This is a genomic window from Rhizobium sp. O111, from assembly GCF_055616315.1.
The window spans coordinates 277,868-304,191 of record NZ_JBSHXL010000004.1; the positions used below are offsets into that span (position 1 = coordinate 277,868).

Annotated in this window: 25 protein-coding genes and 1 pseudogene; 2 read left to right on the forward strand and 24 right to left on the reverse strand. The window is 58.3% G+C overall.

The features are described from left to right. Positions 1-95: 95 nt before the first annotated feature. A pseudogene (locus ACVTFQ_RS32815) lies at positions 96-401 on the forward strand (transcriptional repressor TraM); the annotation flags it as partial. A gap of 85 nt (positions 402-486) precedes the next feature. On the opposite strand, the gene ACVTFQ_RS32820 reads toward ACVTFQ_RS32815, so the two are convergent. From ACVTFQ_RS32820 to ACVTFQ_RS32865, 10 genes are all read right to left on the reverse strand, one after another. Then, the gene (locus tag ACVTFQ_RS32820) at positions 487-747 is read right to left on the reverse strand and encodes a PilZ domain-containing protein (protein ID WP_161596383.1); all 261 of its coding nucleotides are present in this window, start codon (positions 745-747) and stop codon (positions 487-489) included. A gap of 54 nt (positions 748-801) precedes the next feature. Further along, a complete protein-coding gene (locus tag ACVTFQ_RS32825; protein WP_142843320.1) occupies positions 802-1,239 on the reverse strand; it encodes a TadE/TadG family type IV pilus assembly protein in 438 nt (145 codons plus the stop codon). Then, entirely contained in the window at positions 1,236-1,832 is a 597-nt protein-coding gene (locus tag ACVTFQ_RS32830; RefSeq protein ID WP_142843321.1) for a TadE/TadG family type IV pilus assembly protein, read from the reverse strand. Before ACVTFQ_RS32830 ends, ACVTFQ_RS32825 begins: the two co-directional genes overlap by 4 nt. Next, a complete protein-coding gene (locus ACVTFQ_RS32835; protein ID WP_237681478.1) occupies positions 1,829-3,766 on the reverse strand; it encodes a TadE/TadG family type IV pilus assembly protein in 1,938 nt (645 codons plus the stop codon). Before ACVTFQ_RS32835 ends, ACVTFQ_RS32830 begins: the two co-directional genes overlap by 4 nt. Before the next feature lie 249 nt (positions 3,767-4,015). Then, positions 4,016-5,683, reverse strand: coding sequence for a globin-coupled sensor protein (locus ACVTFQ_RS32840; RefSeq protein WP_142843322.1), 1,668 nt, complete (start codon positions 5,681-5,683; stop codon positions 4,016-4,018). Between the two features lie 384 nt (positions 5,684-6,067). Continuing rightward, entirely contained in the window at positions 6,068-7,324 is a 1,257-nt protein-coding gene (locus ACVTFQ_RS32845) for an ABC transporter substrate-binding protein (RefSeq protein WP_142843323.1), read from the reverse strand. A gap of 25 nt (positions 7,325-7,349) precedes the next feature. Continuing rightward, a complete protein-coding gene (locus ACVTFQ_RS32850; protein WP_142843324.1) occupies positions 7,350-9,440 on the reverse strand; it encodes a putative bifunctional diguanylate cyclase/phosphodiesterase in 2,091 nt (696 codons plus the stop codon). A 4-nt stretch (positions 9,441-9,444) separates the two neighbouring features. Continuing rightward, complete coding sequence (locus ACVTFQ_RS32855) at positions 9,445-9,687, reverse strand: hypothetical protein (protein WP_142843325.1); 243 nt, start codon at positions 9,685-9,687, stop codon at positions 9,445-9,447. Between the two features lie 483 nt (positions 9,688-10,170). After that, on the reverse strand, positions 10,171-11,124 hold the full coding sequence (locus tag ACVTFQ_RS32860; RefSeq protein ID WP_161596384.1) for an AraC family transcriptional regulator: 954 nt from the start codon (positions 11,122-11,124) through the stop codon (positions 10,171-10,173). A gap of 395 nt (positions 11,125-11,519) precedes the next feature. Then, entirely contained in the window at positions 11,520-12,236 is a 717-nt protein-coding gene (locus ACVTFQ_RS32865) for a helix-turn-helix transcriptional regulator (RefSeq protein WP_269703655.1), read from the reverse strand. A 147-nt stretch (positions 12,237-12,383) separates the two neighbouring features. On the opposite strand from ACVTFQ_RS32865, the gene ACVTFQ_RS32870 reads away from it, so the two are divergent. Continuing rightward, positions 12,384-14,270, forward strand: coding sequence for a diguanylate cyclase (locus tag ACVTFQ_RS32870; protein WP_142843328.1), 1,887 nt, complete (start codon positions 12,384-12,386; stop codon positions 14,268-14,270). Between the two features lie 114 nt (positions 14,271-14,384). Here ACVTFQ_RS32870 and ACVTFQ_RS32875 read toward each other — a convergent pair whose 3' ends face one another. The 14 genes from ACVTFQ_RS32875 to traI form a co-directional block, all read right to left on the reverse strand. After that, positions 14,385-15,098, reverse strand: coding sequence for an autoinducer binding domain-containing protein (locus tag ACVTFQ_RS32875; protein WP_161991475.1), 714 nt, complete (start codon positions 15,096-15,098; stop codon positions 14,385-14,387). A 374-nt stretch (positions 15,099-15,472) separates the two neighbouring features. Then, positions 15,473-15,694: a hypothetical protein gene (locus ACVTFQ_RS32880; protein ID WP_142843329.1), complete on the reverse strand. Its 222-nt coding sequence runs from the start codon at positions 15,692-15,694 to the stop codon at positions 15,473-15,475. A gap of 97 nt (positions 15,695-15,791) precedes the next feature. Then, the gene (gene trbI / locus ACVTFQ_RS32885) at positions 15,792-17,093 is read right to left on the reverse strand and encodes an IncP-type conjugal transfer protein TrbI (protein ID WP_142843330.1); all 1,302 of its coding nucleotides are present in this window, start codon (positions 17,091-17,093) and stop codon (positions 15,792-15,794) included. 12 nt (positions 17,094-17,105) lie between these two features. Beyond that, entirely contained in the window at positions 17,106-17,543 is a 438-nt protein-coding gene (gene trbH, locus ACVTFQ_RS32890) for a conjugal transfer protein TrbH (RefSeq protein WP_142843331.1), read from the reverse strand. A gap of 3 nt (positions 17,544-17,546) precedes the next feature. Beyond that, complete coding sequence (gene trbG / locus ACVTFQ_RS32895) at positions 17,547-18,359, reverse strand: P-type conjugative transfer protein TrbG (RefSeq protein WP_142843332.1); 813 nt, start codon at positions 18,357-18,359, stop codon at positions 17,547-17,549. 17 nt (positions 18,360-18,376) lie between these two features. After that, positions 18,377-19,039, reverse strand: a complete 663-nt coding sequence (locus tag ACVTFQ_RS32900) for a conjugal transfer protein TrbF (protein ID WP_065653658.1) — start codon at positions 19,037-19,039, stop codon at positions 18,377-18,379. Positions 19,040-19,063: 24 nt separating this feature from the next. Then, positions 19,064-20,242, reverse strand: a complete 1,179-nt coding sequence (gene trbL, locus ACVTFQ_RS32905; RefSeq protein ID WP_142843333.1) for a P-type conjugative transfer protein TrbL — start codon at positions 20,240-20,242, stop codon at positions 19,064-19,066. Between the two features lie 4 nt (positions 20,243-20,246). After that, complete coding sequence (gene trbK / locus ACVTFQ_RS32910; RefSeq protein WP_142843334.1) at positions 20,247-20,423, reverse strand: entry exclusion protein TrbK; 177 nt, start codon at positions 20,421-20,423, stop codon at positions 20,247-20,249. Further along, entirely contained in the window at positions 20,417-21,220 is an 804-nt protein-coding gene (gene trbJ / locus ACVTFQ_RS32915) for a P-type conjugative transfer protein TrbJ (protein WP_142843335.1), read from the reverse strand. Before trbJ ends, trbK begins: the two co-directional genes overlap by 7 nt. Continuing rightward, positions 21,192-23,648 carry a conjugal transfer protein TrbE gene (locus ACVTFQ_RS32920; protein ID WP_142843336.1) on the reverse strand — a complete coding sequence of 819 codons (2,457 nt, stop codon included), beginning with the start codon at positions 23,646-23,648 and terminating at the stop codon, positions 21,192-21,194. Before ACVTFQ_RS32920 ends, trbJ begins: the two co-directional genes overlap by 29 nt. A gap of 9 nt (positions 23,649-23,657) precedes the next feature. After that, positions 23,658-23,957: a conjugal transfer protein TrbD gene (locus ACVTFQ_RS32925; protein WP_037094117.1), complete on the reverse strand. Its 300-nt coding sequence runs from the start codon at positions 23,955-23,957 to the stop codon at positions 23,658-23,660. Beyond that, the gene (locus tag ACVTFQ_RS32930; RefSeq protein WP_142843337.1) at positions 23,950-24,333 is read right to left on the reverse strand and encodes a TrbC/VirB2 family protein; all 384 of its coding nucleotides are present in this window, start codon (positions 24,331-24,333) and stop codon (positions 23,950-23,952) included. Before ACVTFQ_RS32930 ends, ACVTFQ_RS32925 begins: the two co-directional genes overlap by 8 nt. After that, positions 24,323-25,300: a P-type conjugative transfer ATPase TrbB gene (gene trbB, locus ACVTFQ_RS32935; RefSeq protein ID WP_142843338.1), complete on the reverse strand. Its 978-nt coding sequence runs from the start codon at positions 25,298-25,300 to the stop codon at positions 24,323-24,325. Before trbB ends, ACVTFQ_RS32930 begins: the two co-directional genes overlap by 11 nt. 12 nt (positions 25,301-25,312) lie before the next feature. Then, the gene (gene traI, locus ACVTFQ_RS32940; RefSeq protein ID WP_142843339.1) at positions 25,313-25,936 is read right to left on the reverse strand and encodes an acyl-homoserine-lactone synthase; all 624 of its coding nucleotides are present in this window, start codon (positions 25,934-25,936) and stop codon (positions 25,313-25,315) included. Positions 25,937-26,324 lie beyond the last annotated feature (388 nt).

Here is a 26,324-nt window from a genome sequence, read left to right on the forward strand (position 1 = left end):
AATGTTGGTCTTATGATAGTCTGTAGCGCGGCCGCACAGTGCGGGACCAAAGCATCGTTTCGAGTGGTGAAGGAATGAGTTTCGAGGAAAAACGAATGAACGATGCGGAGTCCTCTGAGACCGACAAGAGCGAGCGGGATCCGCGGTTCTGTTCGATGCCGAAGGAAGCGTTGGAGGAATTGGCGGTGTCGGCAATACACGAACACCGCCGGCTGCTCGCCGCGGATGAGGCTGTCTACGAGGAATGGACTCGCGCGAGCGGCGACCCCTCGGTTTCCAGCGACGTCCTGGCAAACCTGCAGGATGAATACATTGCCCGTCAGAAGAAGTCCGAAGCCCAGCAGGAAGAGCTGTCGCAGATCATCGACGCACTTGGCTACATCCCCGACGTCCCATTGGACGATTCAGCACGGTGTTTCGAACATACAATCCGGCCATCAGTATCATCGTATCGGGCGGAGAAGACTGGAAGCTAGCTCGTTGTGTTCATGTTGGTATATTGCCACCCATAAATTCGACGCCCAGTTCATTAAACCTACGCCAACGTATTTCACATTGACGCCGAGAACCGCCTTCCAGCGCCAGCTCGAACACGTTGGGAAGTTCCATCGTCGTTTCCATGACCAACCGGGCGCCACCTGCAGACAGATTGCGGATCGTGCAATCCCGCGTGGCCACGCCGTTGTTATAGATGATACGCGCGCCCTTGAAGGCGCGTATTCTGGGGGACGCCCGCCGCTCATCCACGGCAGAGCAAACCGTCGGGACGTGCAACGTGGTATGGAGCCCCGTGCGGCCACATCAGTAGTTGGTGTAGCATGCTTCGGCTTTCAGCTGAGTGCCGCCCGCCAGGGACGTCAGGAGATTTGGCACAACGGTCGTGAACTCGTATTCGATCCTCGCCTTTGAAAGACCTTCCAAACCGTTGCAGCTGGCACTGCGATCGAGAGTGATCGCCGTCGGATCAAGTTGGATGAGCCACCCCGCCGCTTTGGACTTCGCAAATGCGATCGCATTCTCCGAGCTGTAGGCTCCACCGTCTTCGCATTGGATCTGCGGTATGCCCATGCAACGCGCCGTGGCGATTGCTGTTTCGTGAAGAGCATGGGTCGCCCAGAACAACCGGGCAAATTCGATCATACCAAACAGCAACAACAAAAAGACCGGCGCGACCAACGCAAACTCAACGGCGCTGGCGCCGGAACGTTCACGAATGAACCTGCGTATGGAATACCTCATTTCGTCTGCACCATTGCGTTGGCGGCAATGGAACCGTCCTTGACGACATCGAACATCGTGAAGAACGGGGTATATGCCTGCTTTGCCGTTACAGCGACATAGCGTCCGGCACGCCCGCCGTCAGGGCAAGACGAGTTGCAGGTGACTTGCGACCCCCACTCGACAGATGCGGCATTCCCCTTCGGGCAATAGCAGGCATTGGCCTGACTGGAGACGCCACCGATCTTGATCGTCGCCCCGTCATAACTGGCCTGCGGACCGTTATTGACCTGTATTGCCGCGGTGGCATCGCCCCGATAATTGCTGGCGATCATGAGGGCAAGATTCTTGGCCAGTTCGCTACCGTTGCTGCCATCGACCTGGTCGGCATGGGCGATTGCATAGCTGGCGCTTGCCGAGACGGCCGCCTCCAGTTGAAATCGCGAGAACACCAGCATTCCCAGATCGACACTCGCCACGAAGACGAGAGCGAAGATGGGAACGACCAAGGCAAATTCGATAGCAGCATTGCCCTTTGTGTCTTTCAACACAAAAAGCGGATGGCCAAGGCGAACGCGTGCTCGCAGCGCCATTATTCTCAGAAACGTCTTCATTGGACCAAGGCCACCTTTCGGGTTCCACTCAGTTGCGTACATTCGGACATCGCTTGGGAGCCGCCGGATAGCGAGATGCTCGTGCCGATCAGTTGCAGACAGCCGTTACCCGCGTCCCCGAGCTGACCACCACCGCCAAAATCGATCACGCCATTTGGAAAATAGAAGGCGCCCGAGATTTTCGCTCTGCCGCCGGAGGTGATCTCAGCGCCTGTCGTATTCTTGGAAGACTGCGGACCGATAACCGCCAATTCCGCATAGGGGCCGGATTTCGGGGCGTTGAGCGTGATGGCGTTGCCGCCGGTCAGGCAGAATGACTTTCCGCTACATTCCCAATCAGAAGGTGTTTCGGTGCCTGACAGGACGATGGTGACGTCCTTGCCGGAGACCGCGACGTTGTCGCTGCATGCGGAGCCGCCGGTATTCACCGAGAAGTACCCGTCAACGGTATAGGTACCAGCGCCAAGTCGTGCACCGCCTGCCAGATTGACGTTTCCGGATATGTCATGCTCGGCGCTTGCGGGGATGGTGATGCAGCTACCGCCACCACCGCCGTTCAGATCTCCGTTCAGGCGGAAAACACCCTTTCCGGTGCTGGCATCCGCCATGACCGTGATGGAGCCGCCATCAAGCCCGATGGCGTTGTCGCCGCTGGATTTCCCGATGGTGTAGCTGTTGGACGTACCGGCCCCGAGTTTGAGTGTGGCGCCTGCACCCGTGTAGAAACCTGCGTCAAACACGAAGGCGCTTGGTCCATCTATGGTGACTTTGCCCGAGGCACAGAGGCTATAGCGGGCATCACCACATTTCTCGCCTCCCATGCCGAAGTGGAACGAACCAGTTCCAAATGTCAGGTCCGCACCATAGACCCCCTTCTCGACGTTGAACGTGCCGTCACCGAATTCGAGCTTCGTGCCGAAGTCGTTCTGAATCCTGCCCGAGAAGTTATAGACTGTCGACTTGACCCCCGAGACGTTGAACTTCACCTGGAGGTTGCCGTGGACAAGCAACGAGCCGATGTTGATCTTGGAACCGCTGCAGGTCACATCCCACTTGTCCATCCAGTACTGATTGTAGTTGGCCGGATCGTAGCTGCATCCAATGGCCTGCAGGGCGGCGGCAGTGTCCGGGGGTGAGGTGCTGCCACCGAACTCGATGTCCTTGCCTTTGGTGACCGAAGCCTCAGTCGGCCAGGACGCCTTCCGAATTATGTCGAGGCGAGCATTGAGTTCCGCCACGCCCGCGTGATTTTCCAAGGGATCGGAGGTGTACTGCTTGGTGACGGGAGCTTCGCTGCCGTCGCCTTTCACAATGTTCGCTGTCCACGGACAGGGCTGCGAAGAACCCTCAAAGTAGGTGGCACTCTTGGCTGTGATCTTGGTACCACATGGTGCGATCAGATCGTTGTTAGAGGCCACGTAGCAATTTGGCGCGCCGACCTGGACACCACCGGAAAGCGTCACGCCTGTTCCCGATTTATCAAGCGCGATGATGCAGGCACTTTCCGCCGCGCCAAACGAAGAATAGGCCTCTGCTGCGACGTCAAGCTGAGGTTTCACCCCTAGAACCGGCGCCAGAAACAGCGTGTTCGTCGTCTTCACCTCAACGTATACCGCCTGGAGCTTTTCGTTTTTCGGTGACGCCGCAAGCGAGACGGAAACGTTCGCGGGATCGACGCCGTTGAGCTTCGCAACATTGAGCGCGGCAGACCTCATCCGATCCTGCGAGCTTGTTTCACTATAGGCGAGCGCGCCCGCGTAAGATGCCAGATCAGCAGTGCGCTGATTTTCGTCCCGGACCAGCAACCCGTATCCATACTCGACGGACAAAGCAGCAAAACCAATGATGACCGGCAGCAGTATTGCCGCCATGATCGCGATGCCGCCGTGCCGGTCGGCGCTCAAACGTAAAATAAGGTGGTGAATAATCTTCATGGTCAAAATTCTCTTTGGGAGCCATGGGCCAGTGCAAACCTGATGGCCGGGCGCCTTTGCTCTTCATATTTTTTGTCTGGCAAATGGCGACCCGGCTCCGTTCCACGAGGGACCCCAAAACAGGGTTCTCGCTCCAGCGATGGGACCGAAAAACGAAGTGCTCTGCGCTGTTCCTGGCTGCACTTCACCGCGAACGCGGACAGAGCCCGACGGAATGGACACCACTGAGCAATCGCTCAGTCCGCGTTCTCAGAACGCCTCCCAATCTCCGGTAGCGATTGCTGCATTGCCCTGACTGGCAAATGTTTCACGCAGTTTCGACCGAAGGTCGCGCGCCGGAGAGGACGCCGCGTGCACAGTGGCTTTCCCAACAGGGCGAGGACGCGCGATCGAACCTCGGCCGGTGTTGAAATCGCTGAGCATACCCGTGATACGGCTGACCTCCTGGACCAGAGCATGGCTTGCAGCAGTGGATTCTTCCACCATCGCGGCGTTCTGTTGCGTTCCCTGATCCATCGTGTTGACGGCAGTATTGATCTCCTGAAGAGCGGTCGCCTGCTCGCTGGATGCCCTGACGATCGCCCCGATGTGACGGTCGATCTCTTTCACTTCGCCGACGATCTCCGTCAGAGCTTCACCGGTCTGCCCGACCAGCGATACACCTTCCTTTACCTGCTCGCCGGAATTGTTGATCAGTTCCTTGATCTCCTTGGCGGCCTTGGCCGAGCGTTGCGCCAGTTCGCGGACTTCCTGGGCGACAACGGCAAAGCCCTTACCCGCATCGCCGGCCCTTGCGGCTTCGACACCCGCATTGAGCGCCAGGAGGTTGGTCTGGAAGGCGATCTCGTCGATCACCCCGATGATGCTGGAGATTTCCCGCGATGAGCTGTCGATCGCACCCATGGCGGAGACGGCCTGCTGAACAATCTGGCCGGACTTTTCGGCGCCTGCACGGGCCTTGGCAACAAGGTGCCCAGCCTCTTCCGCGCGTCGGCTCGAATCCTTGACAGTTGTCGTGATCTCCTCCAGCGCCGCCGCCGTCTCCTCGATCGAGGCGGCCTGTTGTTCGGTGCGCTTGGCGAGATCATCGGCGGCAGAGCGGATCTCCTGCGCGCCGGCGCTGATCTGGGTCGCGGCACCATCAATATGCTGGATCGTCGTCGACAGCTGTTCCAGTGCATTGTTGAAGTCGTCTCGCAGCACATGATAGGCCGCCGGTAGATCGTCATCGATCCGGTAGCTCACATCCTTGGCGGCGATTGCCGCCATCGCCTTGCCGAAACAGTTGCAGACGAGCTGACGCTCCGCGTCGATGGCTTCTGTCTGGGCCTTCTGCTTGGCGATCTCCGCCTCGTCGATATAGACGGATATCGCCAGGTCCATGTCCAGCATCACGGCCTTCACGAGACCGGCGAGTGCTTTGCCGAACTCTGCCGGCTTCATCGTCTTCTTCGAGAACATCCCGCCCTTCGGGAATATCTCTTCGACGGCGCTGTTGATCAGATGGTCGAGAATGATGGCGTATCCACCGATATACCATTGTGGCTCCAGGCCGATGCGGGCATGCACCGTGCCAATCGTCCGCACCTTGGCAACATAATCCTCGTTGAAGTTGCCGTCCGCGATATTGACCCAATGACCCATCTGTGCGCCCTTGGCGCGGGAAATGTGATCATCGGAGGAGAAGAAGCGGCTGGCTTCGGGGGTTATTCGCAGTTGCGTGTAGAATTTGTCGAGGCCATGTGGCAGTTCGCGTTCGACGAGGGCCTTCAGCGATCGGATCCCGGCGCGTCCTTCCTGATCGAGTTGCATGAAATCGAGACGACGCTCGACACTCTGACTTTTTGACTTTGAGACTACAGCTGCAGCACTCTGGACGGAGTTGCTGCAGGTATGCATGGCGGACTGGCTCGACATTCCCGACCTCGATTAAAATGGCTGAAACGGTGATCGGGCAGTGCCTCAATCACGTCGAAACCCGTCATCATGTCCGGCTTTGGCGCTCATCCGCCTTTCTCGACGACCCCAAATTTGGCCGACCTGGTTAATTTGGTGTTAACCGAAACCCATAGGTGCTTGACCCTTCACCCTTAGCTGCGCCCATGGGACATCGCGTGCGAATTTCGGATATTATCGGCCGATACTGTCGGGATGAAAAATGAGCGGTCATTCCGACGCGATCAATTGCTTGGCAGGCACACGACCGCCACCGCATGTGCTATGCTCGGCTCATCTACCTCCGCGGCCCGCTCTGGCACTCCGGCCGTTGCGAGTGATCAGCGCTCACTTCCCCTGATGAGCCTATTTCTTGCTTAGGACAGCATAAAGCTGCTCCTGAGCGCTTTCGACGGGTATGCGATCATCGTCGAAAAAGTTCGCAAGAACCGCGATAAATGCTTCGGACATCTGGGCGGGCATTGCCATGGATTGGGCGCTAACGTCGCTGTTCCTTGCGATCATTTCCAATCCAAGACGACCACAGCGATCAAGGTTACTCGGATCCACGTCTGTCCGTACGGGAAGTGATCCCTTGAGCCCGCTGAAAGCAACCTGATTGACCGGGTCCATGACCACGCGGGCAAAATCCCGCTGTGCTTTGATTGAAGCTTCGCGATTTGTAATCGGGAAGGCGAAGGCATCGACGACCATGAAGTAGGCGATTTCCGTACCCGGCACGAGGCTGCATTGGAAGTCCTTGTCCAAGACATAGCCTCTTGTCATCAGTTCTCCCTTGGCCCAATCACCCATGAACTGCATGCCGGCATCCCCGCTTCCCACCGCCGCAGCAGCATCCGCCCAGGTTTTGCCCACCCGCCGCTGCGCAGGCTCAGCATAGCTGGACAGTCGTCGCAACATCGAGAGCGCTTCAGCCATCCGGGGATCACGTATCATCGACGCGTCACCCCGGATTACGCGGGCATATCCTTGCGAACCCAGCTGCTGGTACATGATGTTATTGAATATGAGCGAGATCTCCCAGCGGCCGCCTCCCAGTGCGAGAGCAACATGCCCCTCCTGTTTTATCCTGTCGGCAGCGCCAATAATTTCCTCCCACGTCCTCGGCGCCGGAAGTCCCAGCCGATCAAAGAGGGCCTTGCTGGTCCACAGCCAGTTCTCGGCATGAATGTTCGTTGGTGCGAAGTAGATCTTCCCCTTGAAGCTTATCCGATCAACCACGGTCGCAGGTAGCACCTCACGCCAGCGGTCTGCCGCGGCAACCTCTTCCAGATCCAGGACGATTCCCATTTCCGGCAATTCCCGGGAACCTTCATTGGCGTTCCACTGCATGACCGCGGGTGCGTAGCCGCTGGCGACGCGATCACTCACTGTGCGTTGAACGGCAACCTTGTTTTCCATAGGAAGATCGATCCAACGGTTTCCCGCACGCGACCAAGCATCCCGAAACACGTCGAGCGCTCGTGCCTCACTCTTCGACACCCAATAATGGACGACATCGATGGCGCCGCGCTCGTCTGCCGAAACAGGACTGGAGGGCAGGCCAAATACCAGTGGCGCAAGAACCAGACCAAGATGCTTTGCTTTGTTTGAAAAGGTCATTTTGCATTTGCTCCGGAATGATGCGTCAATGTGCGCCCGCGGCGACCGGGTGGATTGTTTCGACAAACGGTACGAATTGGACCGCAGGAATGTGAGAGACCGCAATCTCAGCGGGCGCGGGTTTGCCGAACAGGTAGCCTTGACCCAGCTCGCAGCCGATCTCGAGAAGGAAGCGGCTTTGGGCATCCGTCTCGATACCCTCGGCGACGCATCGTTTTCCGAGATTGTTGGAGAGGTCCACGATTGCGCGGATGATTTGTGCCGACCGCGGATCCGTTTCGATGCCGGAAACGAAGCTACGATCGATTTTCAGTTCGTCGAAGGGGAAGTCCCGCAGATGGACCAAGGAAGCAAACCCAGTGCCAAAATCGTCGAGCGACACGGAAACGCCCTGTCGACGAAATCCCTCCACAGCGTTGAGAATCCGCTGGGAACCTCGGTTGAGGAATACATCTTCTGTGATCTCGACAGAAAAATCGCTCCATTCAAGGCGGTTTTCTCGGATTACCTTCGCAAAGATATCATAGCTTTCGTCCGTCAGGAGAAGCATCTCTGGCAGGTTGATGGCGACGGTGCCGGGCGCCAAGCCGGAACGCTTCCAGAAACGAAGGTCACGGCCAACAGTCGATATGACTGCCTTGGTCATACCCTTCATGAGTTGGGTGCCATCCATCAATGGCAGGAACCGACCGGGCGGCAGCAATCCGAAACATGGGTGCTGCCAGCGCACCAGCGCCTCAAACCCCACATGCTTGCCTGTGAGGAGGTCGACCTTTGGCTGATAGTGAACGACAAACTCCTGTCGGTCGGCTGCGGTGGCAAGTGCAGCCAAGAGCTGAGTGTCCTCGATCCGGTTGGCAAGTGCAGCTTCGTCGATGACGACGGCGGCACTACGTTCCCCCTTGGCGGCGTACAAAGCCACATCGGCCGCTTGCAGCAGACCGGTGCCATCATTTGCATGAAGAGGCGCGATAGCCCCACCAACGGATGCCGACGTCCGAAGAATTCGCCCCTCGAAGACGATATCTTCGGCAATGGCCTGCCTTATGCGCTCCGCAATAGAAATTAATAATGACGCATCCGTCACGCCAGGAAGAAGCATCGCGAATTCGTCTCCCCCAAGACGCACTGCCGTATCACCTGCACGCACAACCTGCCGAAGCGCCTCTGCGACATGCCGGAGGATCGCATCTCCGGCAGTATGACCGAAGCTGTCGTTGATACCCTTGAAGTGATCGAGATCGACCAGGAGTATTGAAAAACCCGGATCCTTGCGTCCGAGTTCAGAGACAAGATGCGTAAGAACGGTGTTGAACTGGGAGCGATTGCCAAGCCCCGTCAAACCATCCGTATGCGCAAGATGCTCCAGTTTGGACTGGTAGTCTACGGTCCGGAAATGCTCATTGCGCAGTTTCTGCAGCAGGGGGCGGAACACCAGCGTGGCTGTGACGAGGACGGTCATTGCGATGAGCGCAAGAAGACACACGCCCGCAAGTTTCGCGTTGTAGACACTGAGCGTGCTTCGTTCGTGAGTACGCTGACTGAGATCTGAAAATCCGCGCATCAACATGCTGTCGGATGCTGCCGCAAAATCTATCGCTCCCCAGAACGAATATCGATCCCGCCTCTCTTGCGTGCCGGCCGTTGCGATTTGCTCAGCTCGCCCAAGGAATTCCACTACAGACTTGCCCAAATCCTCTCTTGCGCGCTCAAACGCCTCGTCCTGGGGGAGTAGACGTTCAAGGTAGTTCCCCTTGATTTCTGCATGCATGGTTTCCAACCGGCTCGCCACGGAGCGGAGGTCCGTAATTGCCTGGAGGATGTCGTCACGCATCGCATCGACAATATATTCGGGCAGCTTGAGGTCAGCCGAAGCGCGCATCAGAGCACGGGTCTGGTTGGCGAGTTGTTGAAACCGTATGAACTGATTGCTGGTCAGAAAGCTGATGTTCTGCTGCAGCGAGTGGCGGTCCAGCGCCACCAGCACCGTCGCGCACGTAGCCCCGATCAACAACATCATAATGATGACCGTGTTAAGGTATTGCCGGCTGATCGACCGAATATACCGACCCATGGACTTGTTGTGTTCGCTTATGAGCTGTCCAGCAAACGGCATCTCATCAGCCCTCGCCGGCAAGTTCGGAGGCAGCACCCCGCCCGTTCGCGGCCCAGAGACCAAACTCCGTATGATCCAGCAATTGAATTCGAGGTGCGGCAGCGCCTTGCGATGCAGAAGCAGTTATCGCCATGCGGATCTCTTCGAGCTGTGCATAGACCTCCAGAATCTGGTCACGTACAGCCCGCAGCTCAGGGGATGAATGCTGTTGGAACCTGGTACTGGGAAAGGAAATGAGATTAGACATTTTGAGAGTATTCCCCTAAATCATGCAATTCGTTGGTCTTTCAGCGCCACCAGCATTGTGACATTCCATCTCCTTCCCGCACGCCTTCCAGTAGCGAATAGCCCTCACGGCATTTCGCAACGACGCTGTATTAGGAGAAATTGGGAACCGGCGGATCGTAAGGATGAGCTGACGCAGTAGTCTCGATGGCGGTGAAAGTTGATATCGACCAGGCACAGACCCCGGTCGTATCGAAATCCGACATCCTGCCAGCCCCGGCGTTCATCCGCCTTTCCGATAAAGCCCAGAATTGGGCTCAATTGTAAATTTGTGATTAATCAAATATTGGCCAGATGAAGGCGAACAAATAGGTTGCGGATTTCGGATATTCGGCACGCCACAGGGATATCCGGGAAGAAAGCGACCGTCGATGGAAACGGCGCCTATCTAAACGAACCGGCCGGGCAAGGTTGGAAAACCCTTCAAGGTCTCCGCCCGCCTCTTTCAATCGCGCTGGGCTTGGCTTTCCCGACCCCTGCGAATTGTCTCATTAGGCAATTCCCCGAAAGCCGCTTTGTAGAGAGCTGAAAAATGGCCCATGTGGACGAACCCGTAGCGTCTGGCCACAGCTGAGACCGTCAAGTCTCCCGAAACGAGAAAATCGCGCCGGACGGCTTCCAACCGCAATTGCCGCCAGTAGTCGGATGGGGTCGTGTCCTTGAACTGCTGGAATGCTGATTGCAGAGCGCGGATGCTCACACCAGCGGCTATTGCGAGGTCCGCCATCTCTAGCGACGTATCAAGGTGAGCCATCATGAAGTCTATCGCTCGCTTCACGTGGCGAGGCACAGCGGCCGCCGCCGGGTCTTTGAGCGCGCTGGAATAGGTGTGTGGCAACTGTTCCAGCATGCATACGAGCATTGACCGGAACAGAAGCTCCGTTGACCGGAGTGGCAAGGCTTCTTCTTTGTCGTTTGCAAACGTCGACCACAGCAAGCCTCCCAAGGACATGAGATATCCGTGCAAGGTCGTGTTGGCTTCGATCTCAATCGCGAAATCCACATCCCCCGTCACAGGCCGATCGAGTAACAAGCTCAGTTCCCGTTTGAGAGCGTTCTGGCTGAAGGTGACGCCGATATGCGAGCGTCCCGCATGCTTACGAACGAACTCCGTCTGCTGCAGTTTGCCGACCAGAATACTATCTGACTTGGAAACGAGATCGAGGCCGCGACAACGAACTTCCATTGCCCCCGCTATTGGAAGGTACAGAGCACACGAGTCGGGAGGGGCATCGAAACTTGCCTCGACGCCGATGCCACAATCCGTCCGCCAGATGTCAAAACTGCCGGCGGAAAACTGCAGGTTCTCCATGCTGACCTTTCCGGCCTTGGAGAGAGGGCGGAGTTTTACGCATTCACGGCTCTGAGGAAGCTGTTCCTGAAGTTCGTCGATGTCCATTTGCACGAACTTGAAACGAGACGTTTGAGGAGCCCGCACCATCAGTGCCCCCGGATGCGTGCGGATCGGGCAGGGAGCTTTTGGGTAAGTTCCGTACCGCTCCGCCCAGATTCTCGCCAGATTTCAGCCGAGGGATACCGAAGAATGGGAAGTTGCCCGTGGGCAACAGTATCCGCACAAGTCGGCTTTGCAAATTCGATGAACATTGTGGTACGTACCTCAGAATACTCAAAATGCGGTGTCGTGGAGGCGAGAGCTCGTCTCTTCCTACCCCAGATTTGGGTCGATTCGCTAATTTTCTGCTAAAATGAGGACGGGCTGCCGAGCAGATGTTGCCGAAACCACGATGGCTGCGCCGTTATATTTCACGTGAAGTTAGAGCAAAGACTCCTGCATCATATTAGATGCCGGCGAATTGCTTCGGCGATCGCATGAGCGCGGTTAGCCGCGCCCAGCTTCTTCGCCGCGCTCTTCAGGTAGCTGTTGACAGTTTCGGTTCGATACTCGGAAACCCCGGAAATTTCCTCGCTGGTCAAGCCAGTGCTGGCGAGCTGAAGGCAACGCAGCTCACCATCTGTAAGCCGCAAGGCATCAGCGGCAAAACGATCCATCAAAGGCTTTGAAATTGTCCGGTGCAACGGCTCCGCGATGAATACCAGGAACTCTCGTTCGCCTGGGGTAAACGCCCGCTCCGTCGTGAAGGAAACACCGCCATAAACAACACCACCCCTGGCGACGGGAATTTGCAGGCGCTTGCCGATCTCGTAAGAGCGATGCAGATAGGAAAGACGTTGGGCCGGCGGCGAAAGGTCAAATGCCTCTTCCTCTGTCATCGGTGTCGCCTGTGCAGTCGACCGAACAAGCAGGGGATCGGAGCGGTTCCACTGTTCCGAAAAGTATGTTTCGACATAGGCTGGCGGCATGTCGCTCTCGATCGAGCGCCCTCGCCCGATGTGGTATCCGTTCAGGTCAAGTCCACCGAAGGCGACGTGCCGGAACCCGACAGCCTTTCTCACATGTTCAAGCAGCTCGTTATCGCGCAGTTGTCGCTGAACTGGAACTTCCGAAAGGTTCTTGAAGCGGTCAAACCCCTCCCCGTGTGTATGCCCCATCACTGATCTCTCGCCGAATCCTGAAAACCACATTTTTGCGCTGAATGCTTAACGCAATATCAATCGTCAACAGGCAACTTCTGGCTGATATTTCAGCTTCGCTCTCAGATTGTCAGCCGGGTCTCGGCGATTACACAGGGTATATGCATGGCAACGGGCGTCTGGGAGCGGCTTGCGGGCAATCTGGCATTTGTCGTTTTGTGCTTCGCCATGTGGGCACATTTTTCGATCTGGTACCGTCGGCTAATCGTTCGGCACGACAAAGTTCTTTTTGGTGCGTTCGCGGGCTGCACTTCTATCGGCTCCATGTTGCTCGCAGTCCAATACCAGCCCGGAATCTATCTTGATCTTCGTTTTGTTCCGCTTGCGCTGACCGCTGCATTGGGCGGCCCCATATCTGCCATCGGTGCAGTAGTCCCAGCCGCTATCTTTCGCCTCTATCTTGCCGGAACGGCTACCCTTGACGGGATCGTGGCGATCCTGGTCGTGAGCTCGGTGGGAGCGGCGACCTATTTGCTGCCGCGCACAAAATTCTCAGCGGGACGCATCCTTCTATTTCTCAGCCTGGCCCTGGCGCTTGCGCTAACCCTGGTGCTCGCTATTCTTCCAAGCCTGTCGGAGGTCCAAGCGCTCTCGGCCATCGGGTTCCCACTCATCACGGCAAACTGTGTCGCTGCAATCCTGTGTGGCCTCATCATGCTCAAGACAGATCGGGTGCAGCTGGAGCGCCGAATTTTGGAAACGGCATTCTCGCAGTCCCCCGACTATCTGTACGTTAAAGACAGGGAGAGCAAATTCCTGACCGTGAACGACAATATGGCCCGGCTATTCCGTTTTCCCGCAGCTTCCGACATGATCGGGCTTTCCGACTTCAACCTGCGCACTCCTCCAGAAGCCGAGGAGCTGTATTTCCGCGAACAGCAGATCATGCGCACCGGCGAACCGCAGATAGACTTTCAGGAGCGGTTGAACGATCGCCACCTGCTTGCGTCGAAGGTCCCTCTTCGGGATAGTGAGGGGCACATCGTTGGCCTCGCAGGCGTCACCCGTGACATTGCCGAACGCGTGGAACTCGAAAGCGAGCTTCGCGAAAAGCGAAACCTGCTGACGCTTGCGATGCATGGCATGTCCGAGGGTTTCGCCATTTTCGACAAGAAGGGGTTCCTCGTCTTCTGCAATGAGCAATACCGGGACGCATTCCCGTTTTCACGCGATGCTCGAGTCGTCGGTGCGCATATCAGCGACATCTTACGCAGCGTAGCGGAAACGGGCGAGCGTATCGACATGCCCGACGTGGCTTCAGAGCAATGGATCGAGCTGGCGGCAGCAAGCCTTCCTGTCAACAAGGACGAAGAAATCCAGCTTCAGAACGGCGAGTGGCGCGCACTTAAGACCCGGCTCGCCCATGATGGCACGGCGATGGTGGTCGTGTCTGACATCACGGCGACGAAGCAGGCGGAAATCGCTCTCCAGGAATCGGCTAACCAGCTCAGAGCCCTTGCAGACACGGATGGACTGACCAATCTCACCAATCGCCGCGCTTTCGATCGGGCTTTTGCGGCCCAAACCGAACATTGTATCAGCAGGGGTATGCCGCTCAGTGTCCTGATGATCGATGTCGACCGCTTCAAAGCCTACAACGACACCTATGGCCATCTTGCTGGTGACGACTGCCTGCGCATCGTCGGAAGATGTCTAGACAAGTCCGTGAAGCGCGCAGGGGACCTCGTGGCGCGTTACGGCGGCGAGGAGTTCGTGGTTCTACTTCCAAACACGGACGAAAAAGGCGCTGCAATCGTTGCCGACGAATTTGCTCATCTCCTGGCCAAAGAGAACATCCCACATGCTGGGAGCGAGTTCGGGCGAGTGACCGCGAGTGTAGGAATCTCAACGGTCACGGGGAAAGGTCTGCACTTCGGCTCAGCACGCATCCTTTCGGAAGCCGATGACGCCCTCTATGAGGCGAAAGAGAACGGTCGCAATCAAGTGGTGGCGCGGACGCTATCGGACGGACAGACCGTGACAGTTAAGTAAGGACCGAAGGCATCATAATGGCGGCCTTTCGCTGTTGCCGCCAAGCCCAAACACAGCAGAATTGGGCGCGTCTGCAGCTCGTATTCCAATTGTGGGAGGGCTGACGCGACGATGCTAATTAGAGCTTAGCAACCCACGATCTTTCGCGATTCCAACAAGCTGCGGCACTGATTCAGCGCCCAGCTTGGCACGGGCTTTATCGAGGTAGTGCTGCACGGTCCTCGAATTGATGCCGGTCACAGCGGCAGTTTCGAGTGTGTTTTTTCCTTTCATCGCCCATGTCAGGCACAGCATCTCGCGTGGTGACAGCACCTGCTTCGGATTGACGGCGGTTTTGGCAGCAATCATCTTCAATCGATAATGAACCATCATCACCAATTGGACAGCTCTCTTCGAGTCGAATGCGGCCGGGACGTCCACGTCTCTTTCCGAGGATGCAAAGGTCAGCATCATCGACGCGCCGTAACCACCTTCAACAGGGATCGTCATGCCGCAGCGGATCCCGTGGTCGATCGCCTCGTCGCGAAATTTTCTGAGTGGTGAAGAACCGCGGGCCGGCCAATCCTCCGCAGTCCAGAAGAAAACGTCCCGTTTGCGCTTCGCTTCCGTCACCACCGGATCGATGCTGGAATAGTCAGCCGAGAGGTAAAGACCCTCCCAGGGTTTGGGATAGGAGTTGAATGTCCTGATCTGGGCGCCTTCTTTTTCGAGATAGGCAAACCGTTCGTATCCGCAGGAACGCGTGAACTGCCTGAGGGCGCCCTTGACCATGGCCTCGTCTTGCGCGACTTCCAGCATATCAACGAGCGAGCGAAATTCTCCGTCCACGAACGCTTCTCCTATGTTTTTGACCCGTAACGCGGTCCTTTATTTGCCAGCCGAGACGCTGGATGATGGGCATCGTCGTTTGGCAACAGGCGGACCTGCTAATCGCCAACTGACGATAGCTCCGCAACCGGCGGTGCTTGGTTGATGCAAAGCAGTCCCTCTTGCCGTGTACGTTAGCACTACCCATAAAGGGGGAGCTTTCAAGGCTCCCTGCCTCAAAAAGATGACAAATCAAGAAAAGTTTTTGCGGGCGAATGGAAACCGTGTTCTGACGCGAGTGCTATGTACTGAAGAGAACGCGATATAAGGCCCGGCCCGTTTGCCCACGCAAGGCCCCAAATCCTAAAACTGCCAGCGCTTTTCAAGCGGCAAGATCACTTGGCGTCGATACGCGCCCGCTCGGATCTGACGGCTTTGATGATACGCCAGTTAATTCCCGGCTCGCGTGGCATCTGGATATCGTCCATGTTGTCGAAATCCGAAAGCCGGGTGTAAAACGCACTTCGAAGGCGCGAGATAAACTGCTTCGGCAAAGCGGTGTTTTCGAGAAGGTCCGGGTCGTCATCCGGCAAATCGCCAAAATCCATTTCTGTCATCGCCTATCCTTTCCTGCGTTGAGCAGGACCATCCGGCACCATTTCTTCAGCCAGCGCAACTCGCAGATTTGCACCTCTTGCAGACTTGGCGTTTCCTTTAGTTTATGCGGTAAGCCGACGGAAAGATGATGTCCTGGTCGACGAGGACGTTGAACTTATAGCCGGGGCGTATCTGGATCGTCGGCTGTACATTCAGGTTCTTCGAGATTGTCTGCTCGGCGACGCGACCGAAGCTTTCAGCAAAATTCCGTCTGGCGGCATCGGACGCCGTATCCTGCGTCGCAAGCGTCGAACTCTCCGGCATGGACATGTCGATCCCGGTTCCGATCAGCGCGACGAGTGCTGCCGAACCCCAGGTGCGCCAGAGATGTCGATCGACTTTATCCTTGAACCCGCCATATCCCTCGGCATCCGTGCCCGCCATGCCGCCGATCTGCAGGGTCGATCCGTTCGGAAAGATGAGGTCGGTCCAGACGACGAGTACGCGCTCCTGGCCAAACGACACCTTGGAATCGTAGCGGCCGAATAGTTTGGACCCCTGCGGGATCAGGAGCCGATAGCCGGTGGCGCTGTCAAAAACGTTCTGGCTGACCTGAGCGGTGATTCTGCCCGGAAGATCGGAGTTGAGCCCGGTGATCAACGTGGCCGGAATAACCGAGCCGCGCTTCAGCTCATAGGGCGAGATCTGCGGTACGACCCGGTTCGGCAGATAGCCGAGATCCTTGATGTCCTGATTGAAAAAATCCTGCTTCGAAGTCTGGGTGTTCGGATCGACGTTCTGTCCCATCAGCCCTGATTTGACAGCGGAGGCGTAGAGGTCGGAGGCATTGTTGGCTGTCGCAGTTGTCGTCTGCCGGCCCGTGTCTCTGGAATTGTTGGCGACTTTTTCGACATCGGAAATATCCACCTTCAATGGCGAGTCCAAAGCCGTTGCCCGCGCCTGAAGGCGGGCCATACGCTGGCGCTGCGCCTCGCGGATATATTGTTCGTCCTGCTCCCGTTTCAGGCGGGCTTTCCATTCCTCTTCGGATTCGAGCCTTGGCCGCCGTTCTTGCCTTTCCGCGGACTGGCGGTCGACAACAGATGTTTCCTTCTCGACCTTCTGTTCGACGGCGGGCGTTGGCTGAAACGCTTCGCGCTCAACCGGCTCGCCGATGATGCCGTCGGTAACGCCGCGTTTGAGTTGGTCTCCAAAATTGGTTGCGGGAGCATTCGAGGCGCTCTCGATATCATTGTTCCGATTGAATGCCAGCCCGCGCCACGACAGCCCGACCACGACCACCCCGACGAACAACGCGATGATGATGATGGCGATGATGATCGGCAGCCGATTGAGACGGCGCATACCCTTCTGATCGTCGGCTTGGTTGGAGGCGCCAAGCTGGAGAGACTGGACCATGTTCGCCTCCCCTCAGTTGCGTTGCATGATGGAAAGCGGGCTTGCCGGCGTGGCGCCGGCCGCCGTGGCCGTGTAGGCCCGACCAAGGGCAACGGACGGCGTGGAGAGCCGTGCGAGCACCTGGCCGTCGACGTCATCGATCGAATAAACGAGCTCGACCGTCTTCACATCCTTCCCTACCTTGCCGTCGGTGATGACGGTGTAGCCCCATCCTTTCAGCGCCGCCTCGAGCGCCGCCGCGAAATCTGACGTGTCCTTTTCCATTTTGAGCGTCGTCGTGCCTGCCGGATCGATCTGCTCGGCGAGGCGGCTCGCCATGTCGCCGGCGATGGCGCTAGCGGCTGGGCCGGTGACGGCGACCGGGGTTGAACTGGTGGTCAATCCATCCTCGGCTGTCTGGCAGCCTGAGAGCAGGGTGGCGGTGATGATGATGACGAGAAGCTTGCGCATGGTTCAGCCTCCCCGCCGGATGGTGATCTTCTGTTGGCGCCAGCCAACGCCGGAGACGAGGATCGCCTTGTCGACCGCGTAGTCGACGATCATCATGTCATTCTTCATCCGGTAATTGACGATGCGGTTCTGGCCGCCCGAGACGACGAAGAGCACTGGCGCATCCTGCCCCGAGATCGATTTCGAAAACTGGATGTAGGTTTTGACGCCATCCGAATAGACCCGTTTCGGCTTCCAGGGCGCCGAGCCACTCACGGAGTACGAGAAGTTCAGTTTGTCGGGCGCCGTGCCGGGAATGCCGCCGGTCTCGAGCCGGGAATTGATGTCGGCGAGCTTGGTCGATACGTCCTCCGGATATTCGAAGCCGATGCGCGCCATGTACTGGCTCGGATGGGATTTCAGCTGGATGTGGTAGGTGCGCCGCGATGTGGTGACCACCATCGAGGTAACGAGTCCCGGTTCCGACGGCTTGACGATCAAATGGATCGCCTGCCCGCCCGTGGCGCCGGAAGTCGCCGGTTCGACCTTCCAACGAACCGTGTCACCGACAAGCACATCGCGGACGATCTCGCCGCCTTGCAATTCGATATCGCAGACTTGAAGCGGCGAGCAGACGACCGACGGCTGGGTTTCTCCGAACAGGAAAATGACCTTGCCATCCGGGCCGGTCGTCACCAGCCCCGATGTCCCGCGCCACTTCCTGGAAATGTTGGTGCCCTTCACCTCGTTGTTTGTCATGCTCTGCGCCTCGATGCCGCTCGCGAGGACGAGCGTGGCCAAGCAGCCGGCGGCTGCGATCAATCCTGTTCTGTGCATTGAGAAATCCCCTGCCCTTAAAGCTGCGCTGTCCAGTCGAAATCCCGGACATAGAGACCGATCGGATTGAGACGGATGGTCGCCTCATCCTGCGGTGCGGTGAGCGTGACCGTTGCGATCCCGCGGAACCGGCGCGTGCCGATTTCCTTGCCCTTGCGGTCGCGTTCGTACTCGGTCCAGTCGATCTGATAAGTCTGGTTCGAGAGCGCCACGATGTTGTTGACCTCGATGGCAACGGTCGAGGACTTCGCTTTCTCGAACGGCGAGTTGCTCCGGAACCAGTCATTGATCTTCTGCGTCGACGGATCGGAGGTCCGAAGCAGCGCATAGGTCCGATCGATATATTGCTTCTGCACCACGGCATCCGGCGTAATGCTGCGGAAGCTGGTCACGAAGTTGCCGAGCGTGGCGCGCACCACCCGGACATCGGCATATTCGATCTGTTCGGGGAACCCTGACGTCACCGAGGTTCCAAGCTTGTCGACCTGGACGATGTAAGGCACCAATTTGACCTGAGTGCTCAAGTACATCGAATAGCTAAAGCCGATGACCGCCATTGTCAGACCGAGGATGCCGACAATGCGCCATGCGTCGGCGGCCTTTACGTAAGAGCCGTATCGTTCATTCCATTCCTGGCGTGCGGCGAGGTACGGGTTTTCGGGGGCGCGGTTCGCTGCCATCGATCCATCACTTTCTAATTGCGGTTAGTCTTTGCGTTCGGGAGGTGGCTTTGGTCCGCTATGCCCGCTACGCGCCTGGTCGAGCTTGGCGTTGGCAAGACCGAGGATCGAACCTGCATAGGCGCCGGGAGAACCGATGGCCTTCTCCTTGGCGGCCGAGCCTGCCGCATGTCCGGCCGATCCGATGCCAGCTCCGATCCCGCGAAGCATTGCGCCGGCGACGGATGAACCTGCAGCTCGGGCAGCCTGACCAGCCGCGAAGCCGGTCCCCGCGGCACCCGCTGCGAGGAAGCCAGCGCCTGTGGCGAAGGACGCGGCCTGCCCACCGTGCCGGATTGCTTCCATTCCGCCTGAGACAGAAGCTCCCTGCACGACGCCCTGCATGATGTTCGGGACGTAGATGGCGACAATGAAGACGACGACCGCAATGCCGGCGATCGCAAGTGCCGTCTGGAATTGGTCTCCAATGTCAGGTTCGTTTGCCAATCCGATCAGCACTTCCGATCCGATGCGCGAGATCATCACAAGCGCCATGAGCTTCATTCCGACCGAGAATGCGTAGACTAGGTATCGGACGGCGAAGTCCTTCGTATAGGACGAACCGCCAAGGCCGAGCATGATCATGCCGGCGAGAAGGCCGATATACATTTCGACCATGACCGACACAAAAATCGCTGCAACGAGCGAGAATGAGATGACCACGACGACCATTGCAAAAGCAGCCGAGATCGCCAGCGCATTGTCCTCAAAAAGACCGAACTGAATCTTTTCCGACATCTTCGTTGCGACGGCGAGTCCGGCATTGAAGACGTCGGCTGGTGACGCGGTCCCGCCACCAGCACCAATCTGGAACAGGCTGTCGACTACCGCCTTGGCGAAGGTGGGACCCTGCGCCAACACGAAGGCGAAGAAGCCGACGAACATGATCCGCCGGACAAGCTCGGCGAACCAGCTGTCAAGCGATGCGGCCTGTAGTGCCAGCCAGACGGCGGCGATGCCGATTTCGATCGTCGCCAGGATCCAGAATAACGATTTCGCCGCATCCATGACCGTGGTTTCCCACCCCTTCGCGGCCGTGGTGATCTGGCTCTGCAATGAGGTTAACACCGAGCCTTCCTGGGCGAAGGCTGGCTGGGCCGCCAGTGCGCAGAAGGTCGCAAGCAGCATCGCTGCCCTGAACCGTTGAAAAGGTATCCCCGTCATCTGCTCACCACTCGACCTTCATTCTCTCGCCGCCAGAGGTCGGATACTTCTTGGAGGTGCCAAAGAACTGTTCGCGACGCTCCTGCGCAGCCTGCTTTTCGGAGATGAGCAGCCAGATGCCGGTGCTGCCGGCCGCCACGATGGCCGCGAGTGTGAGCAGGATCAGTTTCGTTCTCACCATTCCACCTTCATCTTCTCGCCGCCGGACGTCGACGGGGCTGTCGCGCTGAAGAATTTCTCTCGTCGCGCCTGAGCCAGGTCCTTGTCGGTCTGCTCGGTCTGCAGCCAAGTCCCCATCATCGTCATTTGCTGGGAGACGAGACCGCGCAGTTTCTGCATCTGCGCGACCTGCTGTGCGGCGATCTCGTGCCCAACCTGGAGGGCCTTCATCTGCCCATCGGCGGTCTCGGACATCGATCGTAGCGAGGACATCGTGCCTTCCTCGCTGTCGAACTGATCGGCCGTCAGGCTTGCCGCTTTCAGGGTGCTGGCGATCGTGTCCCGGTTGGTATCGGACCACGACTGGTAGCTGGAGGAAAAGCTTGTCGCGCCCGGCAGGTTGGCCCTGAGGCTTGAATAGCTCTGGAAGCGCTGCTGCAGCACATCGTCTGCATTGCCCATCGAAAACGAAATGCTCTGGCCCTGGTCGATGAGGCTGCGCAACTGATTGAGGTCGCTTTCGACCTGTCCCCAGATATGCGACGGGAGGGTCGCCGTATTCTGCAGCAGGTTCTGGTAGATATTGAGCTGCGTTTCGATCTGTTGCGCGAGCTGGCTGATCTGGGTGAGCTGGTTCTGGATTTGCTCGCCGGATTGGCCAACGAGGGATACGAGTTCTCCATTGTTGAGGACCTGCGTCCATTCGGTCGCTGCACCTGTGGCGGTGCCGGCACGCGCTGGCGCGGCTGCACTTAGTGCAACGATTACAGCCACCAGACTGACGACGAATCTATTCGAAGTTGAGCAGCGACGCGGCATCGTGAACTCCTCTCATTTGAAGCCAGTGAACCGGCCAGTCGCGGCCGTGTTCGGAACTAAGCGTGCGAATGCGCTTCAAGTCTTCCTTGCCGGATGCGCCAACGAAGCTCAGCGCCACGGGGCCGAGCGCCATATCGAACAACCGACGGCCTTCGGGGGTGACGACGTAGTATTCGCGTTTGGGAATGGCGTTCGAAACGATCTCGATCTGTCGCTCGTTAAAGCCGATCCGTTCGTAGAATTCGCGCGTCCCAGATTCCCTTGCGGCGCCGTTCGGCAAGCAAATTTTCGTTGGGCAGGATTCCTTCAGCACATCGATAATACCCGAGCGTTCGGCGTCGGAGATCGACTGCGTGGCGAGTACAACGGCGCAATTGGCCTTGCGCAGCACCTTGAGCCACTCGCGGATCTTGCTGCGGAATACCGGATGACCGAGCATCAGCCAGGCCTCGTCGAGCACGATCAGGCTCGGGGAACCGTCGAGACGCTTCTCGATCCGCCGGAACAAGTAGGTTAGCACGGGCACAAGATTGCGCTCGCCCATGTTCATAAGGTGCTCGATCTCGAAGGTCTGGAATGCGCCGAGGGAAAGGCCGTCCTGTTCCGCGTCGAGAAGCTGGCCCATCGGGCCGTCGACCGTGTAGTGATGAAGCGCGTCCTTGATCTCGCGCATCTGGACGCCGCTGACGAAGTCTGACAGGGACCGTCCGGCCGCGCTGCCCATCAATCCGATCTGGCGAGAGATCGCGTTGCGATGATCAGGGGTGATGGCAACACCCTGAAGGGCGACCAACATTTCGATCCATTCCGTTGCCCAGGCGCGATCCGCATCGCTCGCGAGGTCCGATAGTGGGCAGAAGGCCAGCGCCTTTGCCTCTTCTTGGGCGTCGCCACCGATCTCATAGTGATCGCCGCCGGCGGCGAGCGTCAGCGGCAGGAGCGAGTTCCCCTTATCGAAAGCGAAGATCTGGGCGCGTTCGTACCGTCGGAACTGCGCTGCGATTAGTGCCAGCAGCGTCGACTTGCCCGAGCCGGTCGGCCCGAAGATCAGGGTGTGACCGACGTCATCGACATGGAGGTTCAACCGGAACGGAGTCGAGCCGCTCGCCACCTGCATAAGGGGTGGCGAGTTCGGCGGGTAGAATGGGCACGGCGCCGCCGGGCTGCCGGACCAGACCGAGTTCAGCGGGACCAGATCGGCGAGATTGCTGGTGTTGATTAGCGGCTCGCGGATGTTGCAGTACCAATTGCCGGGCAGGCTGCCGAGATAGGCGTCGGTGGCGTTGAGGGTCTCAATCCTTGCGCCGAATCCTTCCGCCTGGATCAGCCGGCGAATGGCTTCCGCTTTTTCCTGGAGAGCCTCACGGTCGTGATCAAACAGGACGATGACAGGCGTGTAGTAGCCGTAGGCAACCAGCTGCGAGGAGGCTTGCGCGATGGCATCCTCAGTCTCGGCTACCATGGTCATGGCATCCTGGTCGACGGAGCGGCTTTGCGTCTGGAAGAGCTGATCGAAGAACGGCCGTACCTTCTGCTGCCATTTCTTGCGGGTGCGTTCGAGTTTCTGCCGTGCCTCTTCCGCATCGAGGAAGATGAAGCGCGATGACCAGCGATAGGTGAGCGGCATCAGGTCCAGGCTGTTGAGAATCCCCGGCCAGCTCTCGGCCGGCAGGCCATCGATTGCCACAACCGCGAGAAACCGATTCTCGACCTTCGGCGTCAGGCCATGCTCGAGCTCGGCTGTCGCAATCCAGTCGAGATACATCGGGGCATCCGGCAATCTGATCGGATGGTTTTCGCCGGTGACGCAAAAGCGAACGAATTGTAGCAACTCGTCATAGCGGGCGAGCCGCTCCCCTCCCCTCTCCGCGACTTCGCGCGTCTCCATGCGCCGGATCGAAAGAGTGTTGGCAAAATACTGCTCGATCTCGCGGATGGCGTTCCTGAAGATGAAGAGCACCGTGTCGGCATAGCTCTTCTTGCGGCTCTCCTCGTCCGAGTAAATGTATTTGCTCAGCGCGGTCTTTTTGGACTCCAGGGGCCGATAGGTGAGGACGAGCGCGTGCTTGCTCTCGAAATGCCCCTGCTCGCGCCCGAAATGCGCCCGCCGCTCGGCGTCGATCGCGCGCGTGACCGCATCTGGAAAGTGGCAGCGATCGTCAGACGGATAGTCGAATGTCGGGATGCGAACGGCTTCGACCTGGATCATCCAGCCGCTCCCGAGCCGCGACAGGATCGTATTGATCTGCCGTGACAGGTCGTTGCGCTCGAGATCGGTAGCACTTTCGGAGTCGGGTCCCGCAAAATACCAGCCGGCCATCAGGCTTCCGTCTTTCAACAGAAGGACGCCATTGTCGACGAGGCCGGCATAGGGGACGAGATCCGCAAAGGATGGGCCGGTGGCCCGGAAGCGTTTCAGAGCAACCATGGCTTGCCCTCAATACCGGCGCCATGGCGAGGAGGTCGCCTTGTAGTAATGCTTGTACGAGACATGGCGGATATAGACCTGTCGCATCAGCGGGTCCGCCTTTGCCATCATTCTCAGGAGGCCGACGACGACGATCCAGACGGCAACGCCGAAGAGCGCGGAATAGATCGTCAGAACGACGAAGATGAGGATGACTGCAGCAAGACCGGTGATCAGCACCAACTCCCGGTCCGCGCCCATCAGCAGGTTCGGACGCGACAGCGCCCGATGAATGCGGTTGCGTTGCAGGCCAGACAGGGACTCAGCCATGAGCCCCCTCCCCTTCCCCGCTTTGATTGATTGAGATGGTCTGCTCGTCGGGCAGTCCGATCGAGGCACCGGTTGCGCCAAAAAGGCCGACGATGTTGGTGGCGCCAAGCAGGATGCCAGCGACGAGCACGATGTACATGAGCCGCCGCGCGAAATCGTTCAGTTCGCCGCCGAAGATTAGCATGCCGCCGGCGATCGCGACGGCTGCAAGCGCAATGGCGCCGGCAACTGGTCCGGTGATCGATTCCTGGATCTGCTGCAGCGGCCCTTCCCAGGGAAGACTGCCGCCGGAACTGGCGAGCGCCGGCGAGACCGAGGCAAGAGCGATGGGTGCCGCAAGGAGTACAGCGGCGATGAATGCGTTTCTACGCGACATGGCGCGCCTCCTGTTCTTCCGTAAGCTGGTCGGATTCGATTTCGTATTGGCCGCCCGCGAAGCGCTCGACCTGGATGACGTCGCGAACGCGCCGCCCGCGCGGCGTTCGCTCGATCGAGACGACGAGATCGACCGCTTCCCCGATCACTTCATGCATCGGCTGCTGGCTGGCTTCGGCAGTTAGCTGCTCGAGGCGGCGTAGCGCCGACATAGCGGTGTTGGAATGGATGGTGGCCACGCCTCCGGGATGGCCCGTGTTCCATGCTTTCAGCAACGTGAGCGCAGCGCCGTCGCGGACCTCGCCCACGACGATCCGGTCTGGGCGCAGACGCATGGTGCTCTTCAAGAGCCGTGCCATGTCAACGGTATCGCTGGTGTGGAGAAGAACAGCGTTCTCGGCCGCGCACTGGATCTCGGCGGTGTCTTCCAGGATGACGAGGCGGTCTTCCGGGGCAGACTTGACGATTTCGTCGATGACGGCATTTGCGAGCGTCGTCTTGCCCGACCCGGTGCCCCCGGATATGATGATGTTGAGCCGGGACGAAATCGCGCTGCGGATAGTCGAAGCCTGGTGTTCGGTCATCACGCCGGAGCGCACATAGTCATCGAGCCGGATCAGGCGCGAGGCTCGGCGGCGAATGGTGAACGCCGGCTTGGCGACAACGGGAGGCAACAGCCCTTCGAAGCGGTGACCGCCGATCGGTAGCTCCCCGGATATGATTGGTTGCTCGGTATCGACCTCGGATTGGAGCGCATGCGCGACCGTTCCGATCACCATCTCGGCGGCGGCAGGCGACATCTCACCGGCAGGCGCGACGCCATGACCGAGCCGTTCGATGAAGAGCTTGCCATCGGGATTGAGCATGATTTCGACAACCGTTGAGTCTTCCAGCGCAAAGCAGAGCTGGTCGCCCAGTGCCTCCTGGAGTTTGCGGACAAGTCGAGGATGAGATCGAAGCTGGTTCACGGCTTTTCTTTCTTACGCTGCTTGGCTGACGGCGCTGAGTTCGGAACGGTAGTTGGCAGGTCGGAGCCGTTGGAATGTGTCTGCATTCGCGGGAAGGGTCCCGGCGACAGCCATGGTCACCCCGATCTTCTTCGGCTCCGCCAGCCGCTGCAGGGGCCAGCCAACACGAGCGAGGATCCGCTCGAAGCGGAGGTCGGTCACCGTGACGATCTCCGTGTAGCCGTTCGCCATGCACCACTCGATGATGCCCGCAAACATGGTCAGGGTCGCCTCATGGACGGAGCCGTCTCCCCTACCCTCCCCGAGAGTCGTATCGACGCAGAAGCGGGAACTCTCGATCATGGCGGTGTGCGCATTCAGCTGACCATCCGGCAGCAGCGTCGGAAAGATGTTCGTCACCATCGTCGCGCCAAGAGCCGGGAGTAGCCTGGCGCAACCAGTCACGGCGCCACCGTCGGAAATTGCGAGAACGTAGGTCGGCATAAGAGCGTCAAAGGCGTCCGCCTCTTGACCGTCGACGACTTTGACCTCCCAGCCCAGGCGCTCGGCAAAAACGCGCGCACGTAGCTGATGATGGCGGTGGAGAAGCCGAGCTTCTTGAATATTTCGCGGTTTGGAAATCGCGAGAATCTGCATGAATTTCTCCGTCGGATATTGGTCGGCGGGGAAATCAGCACGGAACAGATTCGGGTGGTAGTTGTAGGATCCTACAAGCCCGATTGGAGTGAGTCGCGGCGCAACCGTCCCCTTTTCCGCGAAAGCAGCCTTGTTCCCGCAACAATTCGGTTAGGCGGTTGTAGGATTCACAGTAAAACAGACCATGAACCTGTGGGAGTGACGTGCTTTCTAAGGCAATGTTTCTACGGCTAAAAATTGATTGCGTTGGACGCCTTCTTTCTTGAGCGTTAAGCTTTCGTTAACCAAAAAGCTCTTGCTCAAAATCCAGAATCGACGCTTATTGCCAGTGGCGGAACTTTTGAAGTTTCGCGAAAAATATCGCCACTGGCAAGAAATGGGTTTTGAG

Bases quoted from the DNA above. Each gene is read 5' to 3' on its own strand.
- ACVTFQ_RS32860 (WP_161596384.1), bottom strand. From the start codon at position 11,124: ATGGACATCGACGAACTTCAGGAACAGCTTCCTCAGAGCCGTGAATGC.
- ACVTFQ_RS32855 (WP_142843325.1), bottom strand. From the start codon at position 9,687: ATGTCTAATCTCATTTCCTTTCCCAGTACCAGGTTCCAACAGCATTCA.
- ACVTFQ_RS32930 (WP_142843337.1), bottom strand. From the start codon at position 24,333: ATGTCGCGTAGAAACGCATTCATCGCCGCTGTACTCCTTGCGGCACCC.
- ACVTFQ_RS32920 (WP_142843336.1), bottom strand. From the start codon at position 23,648: ATGGTTGCTCTGAAACGCTTCCGGGCCACCGGCCCATCCTTTGCGGAT.
- ACVTFQ_RS32825 (WP_142843320.1), bottom strand. From the start codon at position 1,239: ATGAGGTATTCCATACGCAGGTTCATTCGTGAACGTTCCGGCGCCAGC.
- ACVTFQ_RS32830 (WP_142843321.1), bottom strand. From the start codon at position 1,832: ATGAAGACGTTTCTGAGAATAATGGCGCTGCGAGCACGCGTTCGCCTT.
- ACVTFQ_RS32840 (WP_142843322.1), bottom strand. From the start codon at position 5,683: ATGTCGAGCCAGTCCGCCATGCATACCTGCAGCAACTCCGTCCAGAGT.
- trbH (WP_142843331.1), bottom strand. From the start codon at position 17,543: ATGCGCAAGCTTCTCGTCATCATCATCACCGCCACCCTGCTCTCAGGC.
- ACVTFQ_RS32900 (WP_065653658.1), bottom strand. From the start codon at position 19,039: ATGGCAGCGAACCGCGCCCCCGAAAACCCGTACCTCGCCGCACGCCAG.
- ACVTFQ_RS32865 (WP_269703655.1), bottom strand. From the start codon at position 12,236: ATGGGGCATACACACGGGGAGGGGTTTGACCGCTTCAAGAACCTTTCG.
- trbK (WP_142843334.1), bottom strand. From the start codon at position 20,423: ATGGTGAGAACGAAACTGATCCTGCTCACACTCGCGGCCATCGTGGCG.
- trbI (WP_142843330.1), bottom strand. From the start codon at position 17,093: ATGGTCCAGTCTCTCCAGCTTGGCGCCTCCAACCAAGCCGACGATCAG.
- trbL (WP_142843333.1), bottom strand. From the start codon at position 20,242: ATGACGGGGATACCTTTTCAACGGTTCAGGGCAGCGATGCTGCTTGCG.
- trbJ (WP_142843335.1), bottom strand. From the start codon at position 21,220: ATGCCGCGTCGCTGCTCAACTTCGAATAGATTCGTCGTCAGTCTGGTG.
- ACVTFQ_RS32880 (WP_142843329.1), bottom strand. From the start codon at position 15,694: ATGACAGAAATGGATTTTGGCGATTTGCCGGATGACGACCCGGACCTT.
- traI (WP_142843339.1), bottom strand. From the start codon at position 25,936: ATGCAGATTCTCGCGATTTCCAAACCGCGAAATATTCAAGAAGCTCGG.
- ACVTFQ_RS32835 (WP_237681478.1), bottom strand. From the start codon at position 3,766: ATGAAGATTATTCACCACCTTATTTTACGTTTGAGCGCCGACCGGCAC.
- ACVTFQ_RS32850 (WP_142843324.1), bottom strand. From the start codon at position 9,440: ATGCCGTTTGCTGGACAGCTCATAAGCGAACACAACAAGTCCATGGGT.
- ACVTFQ_RS32845 (WP_142843323.1), bottom strand. From the start codon at position 7,324: ATGACCTTTTCAAACAAAGCAAAGCATCTTGGTCTGGTTCTTGCGCCA.
- ACVTFQ_RS32870 (WP_142843328.1), top strand. From the start codon at position 12,384: ATGGCAACGGGCGTCTGGGAGCGGCTTGCGGGCAATCTGGCATTTGTC.
- ACVTFQ_RS32925 (WP_037094117.1), bottom strand. From the start codon at position 23,957: ATGGCTGAGTCCCTGTCTGGCCTGCAACGCAACCGCATTCATCGGGCG.
- trbG (WP_142843332.1), bottom strand. From the start codon at position 18,359: ATGCACAGAACAGGATTGATCGCAGCCGCCGGCTGCTTGGCCACGCTC.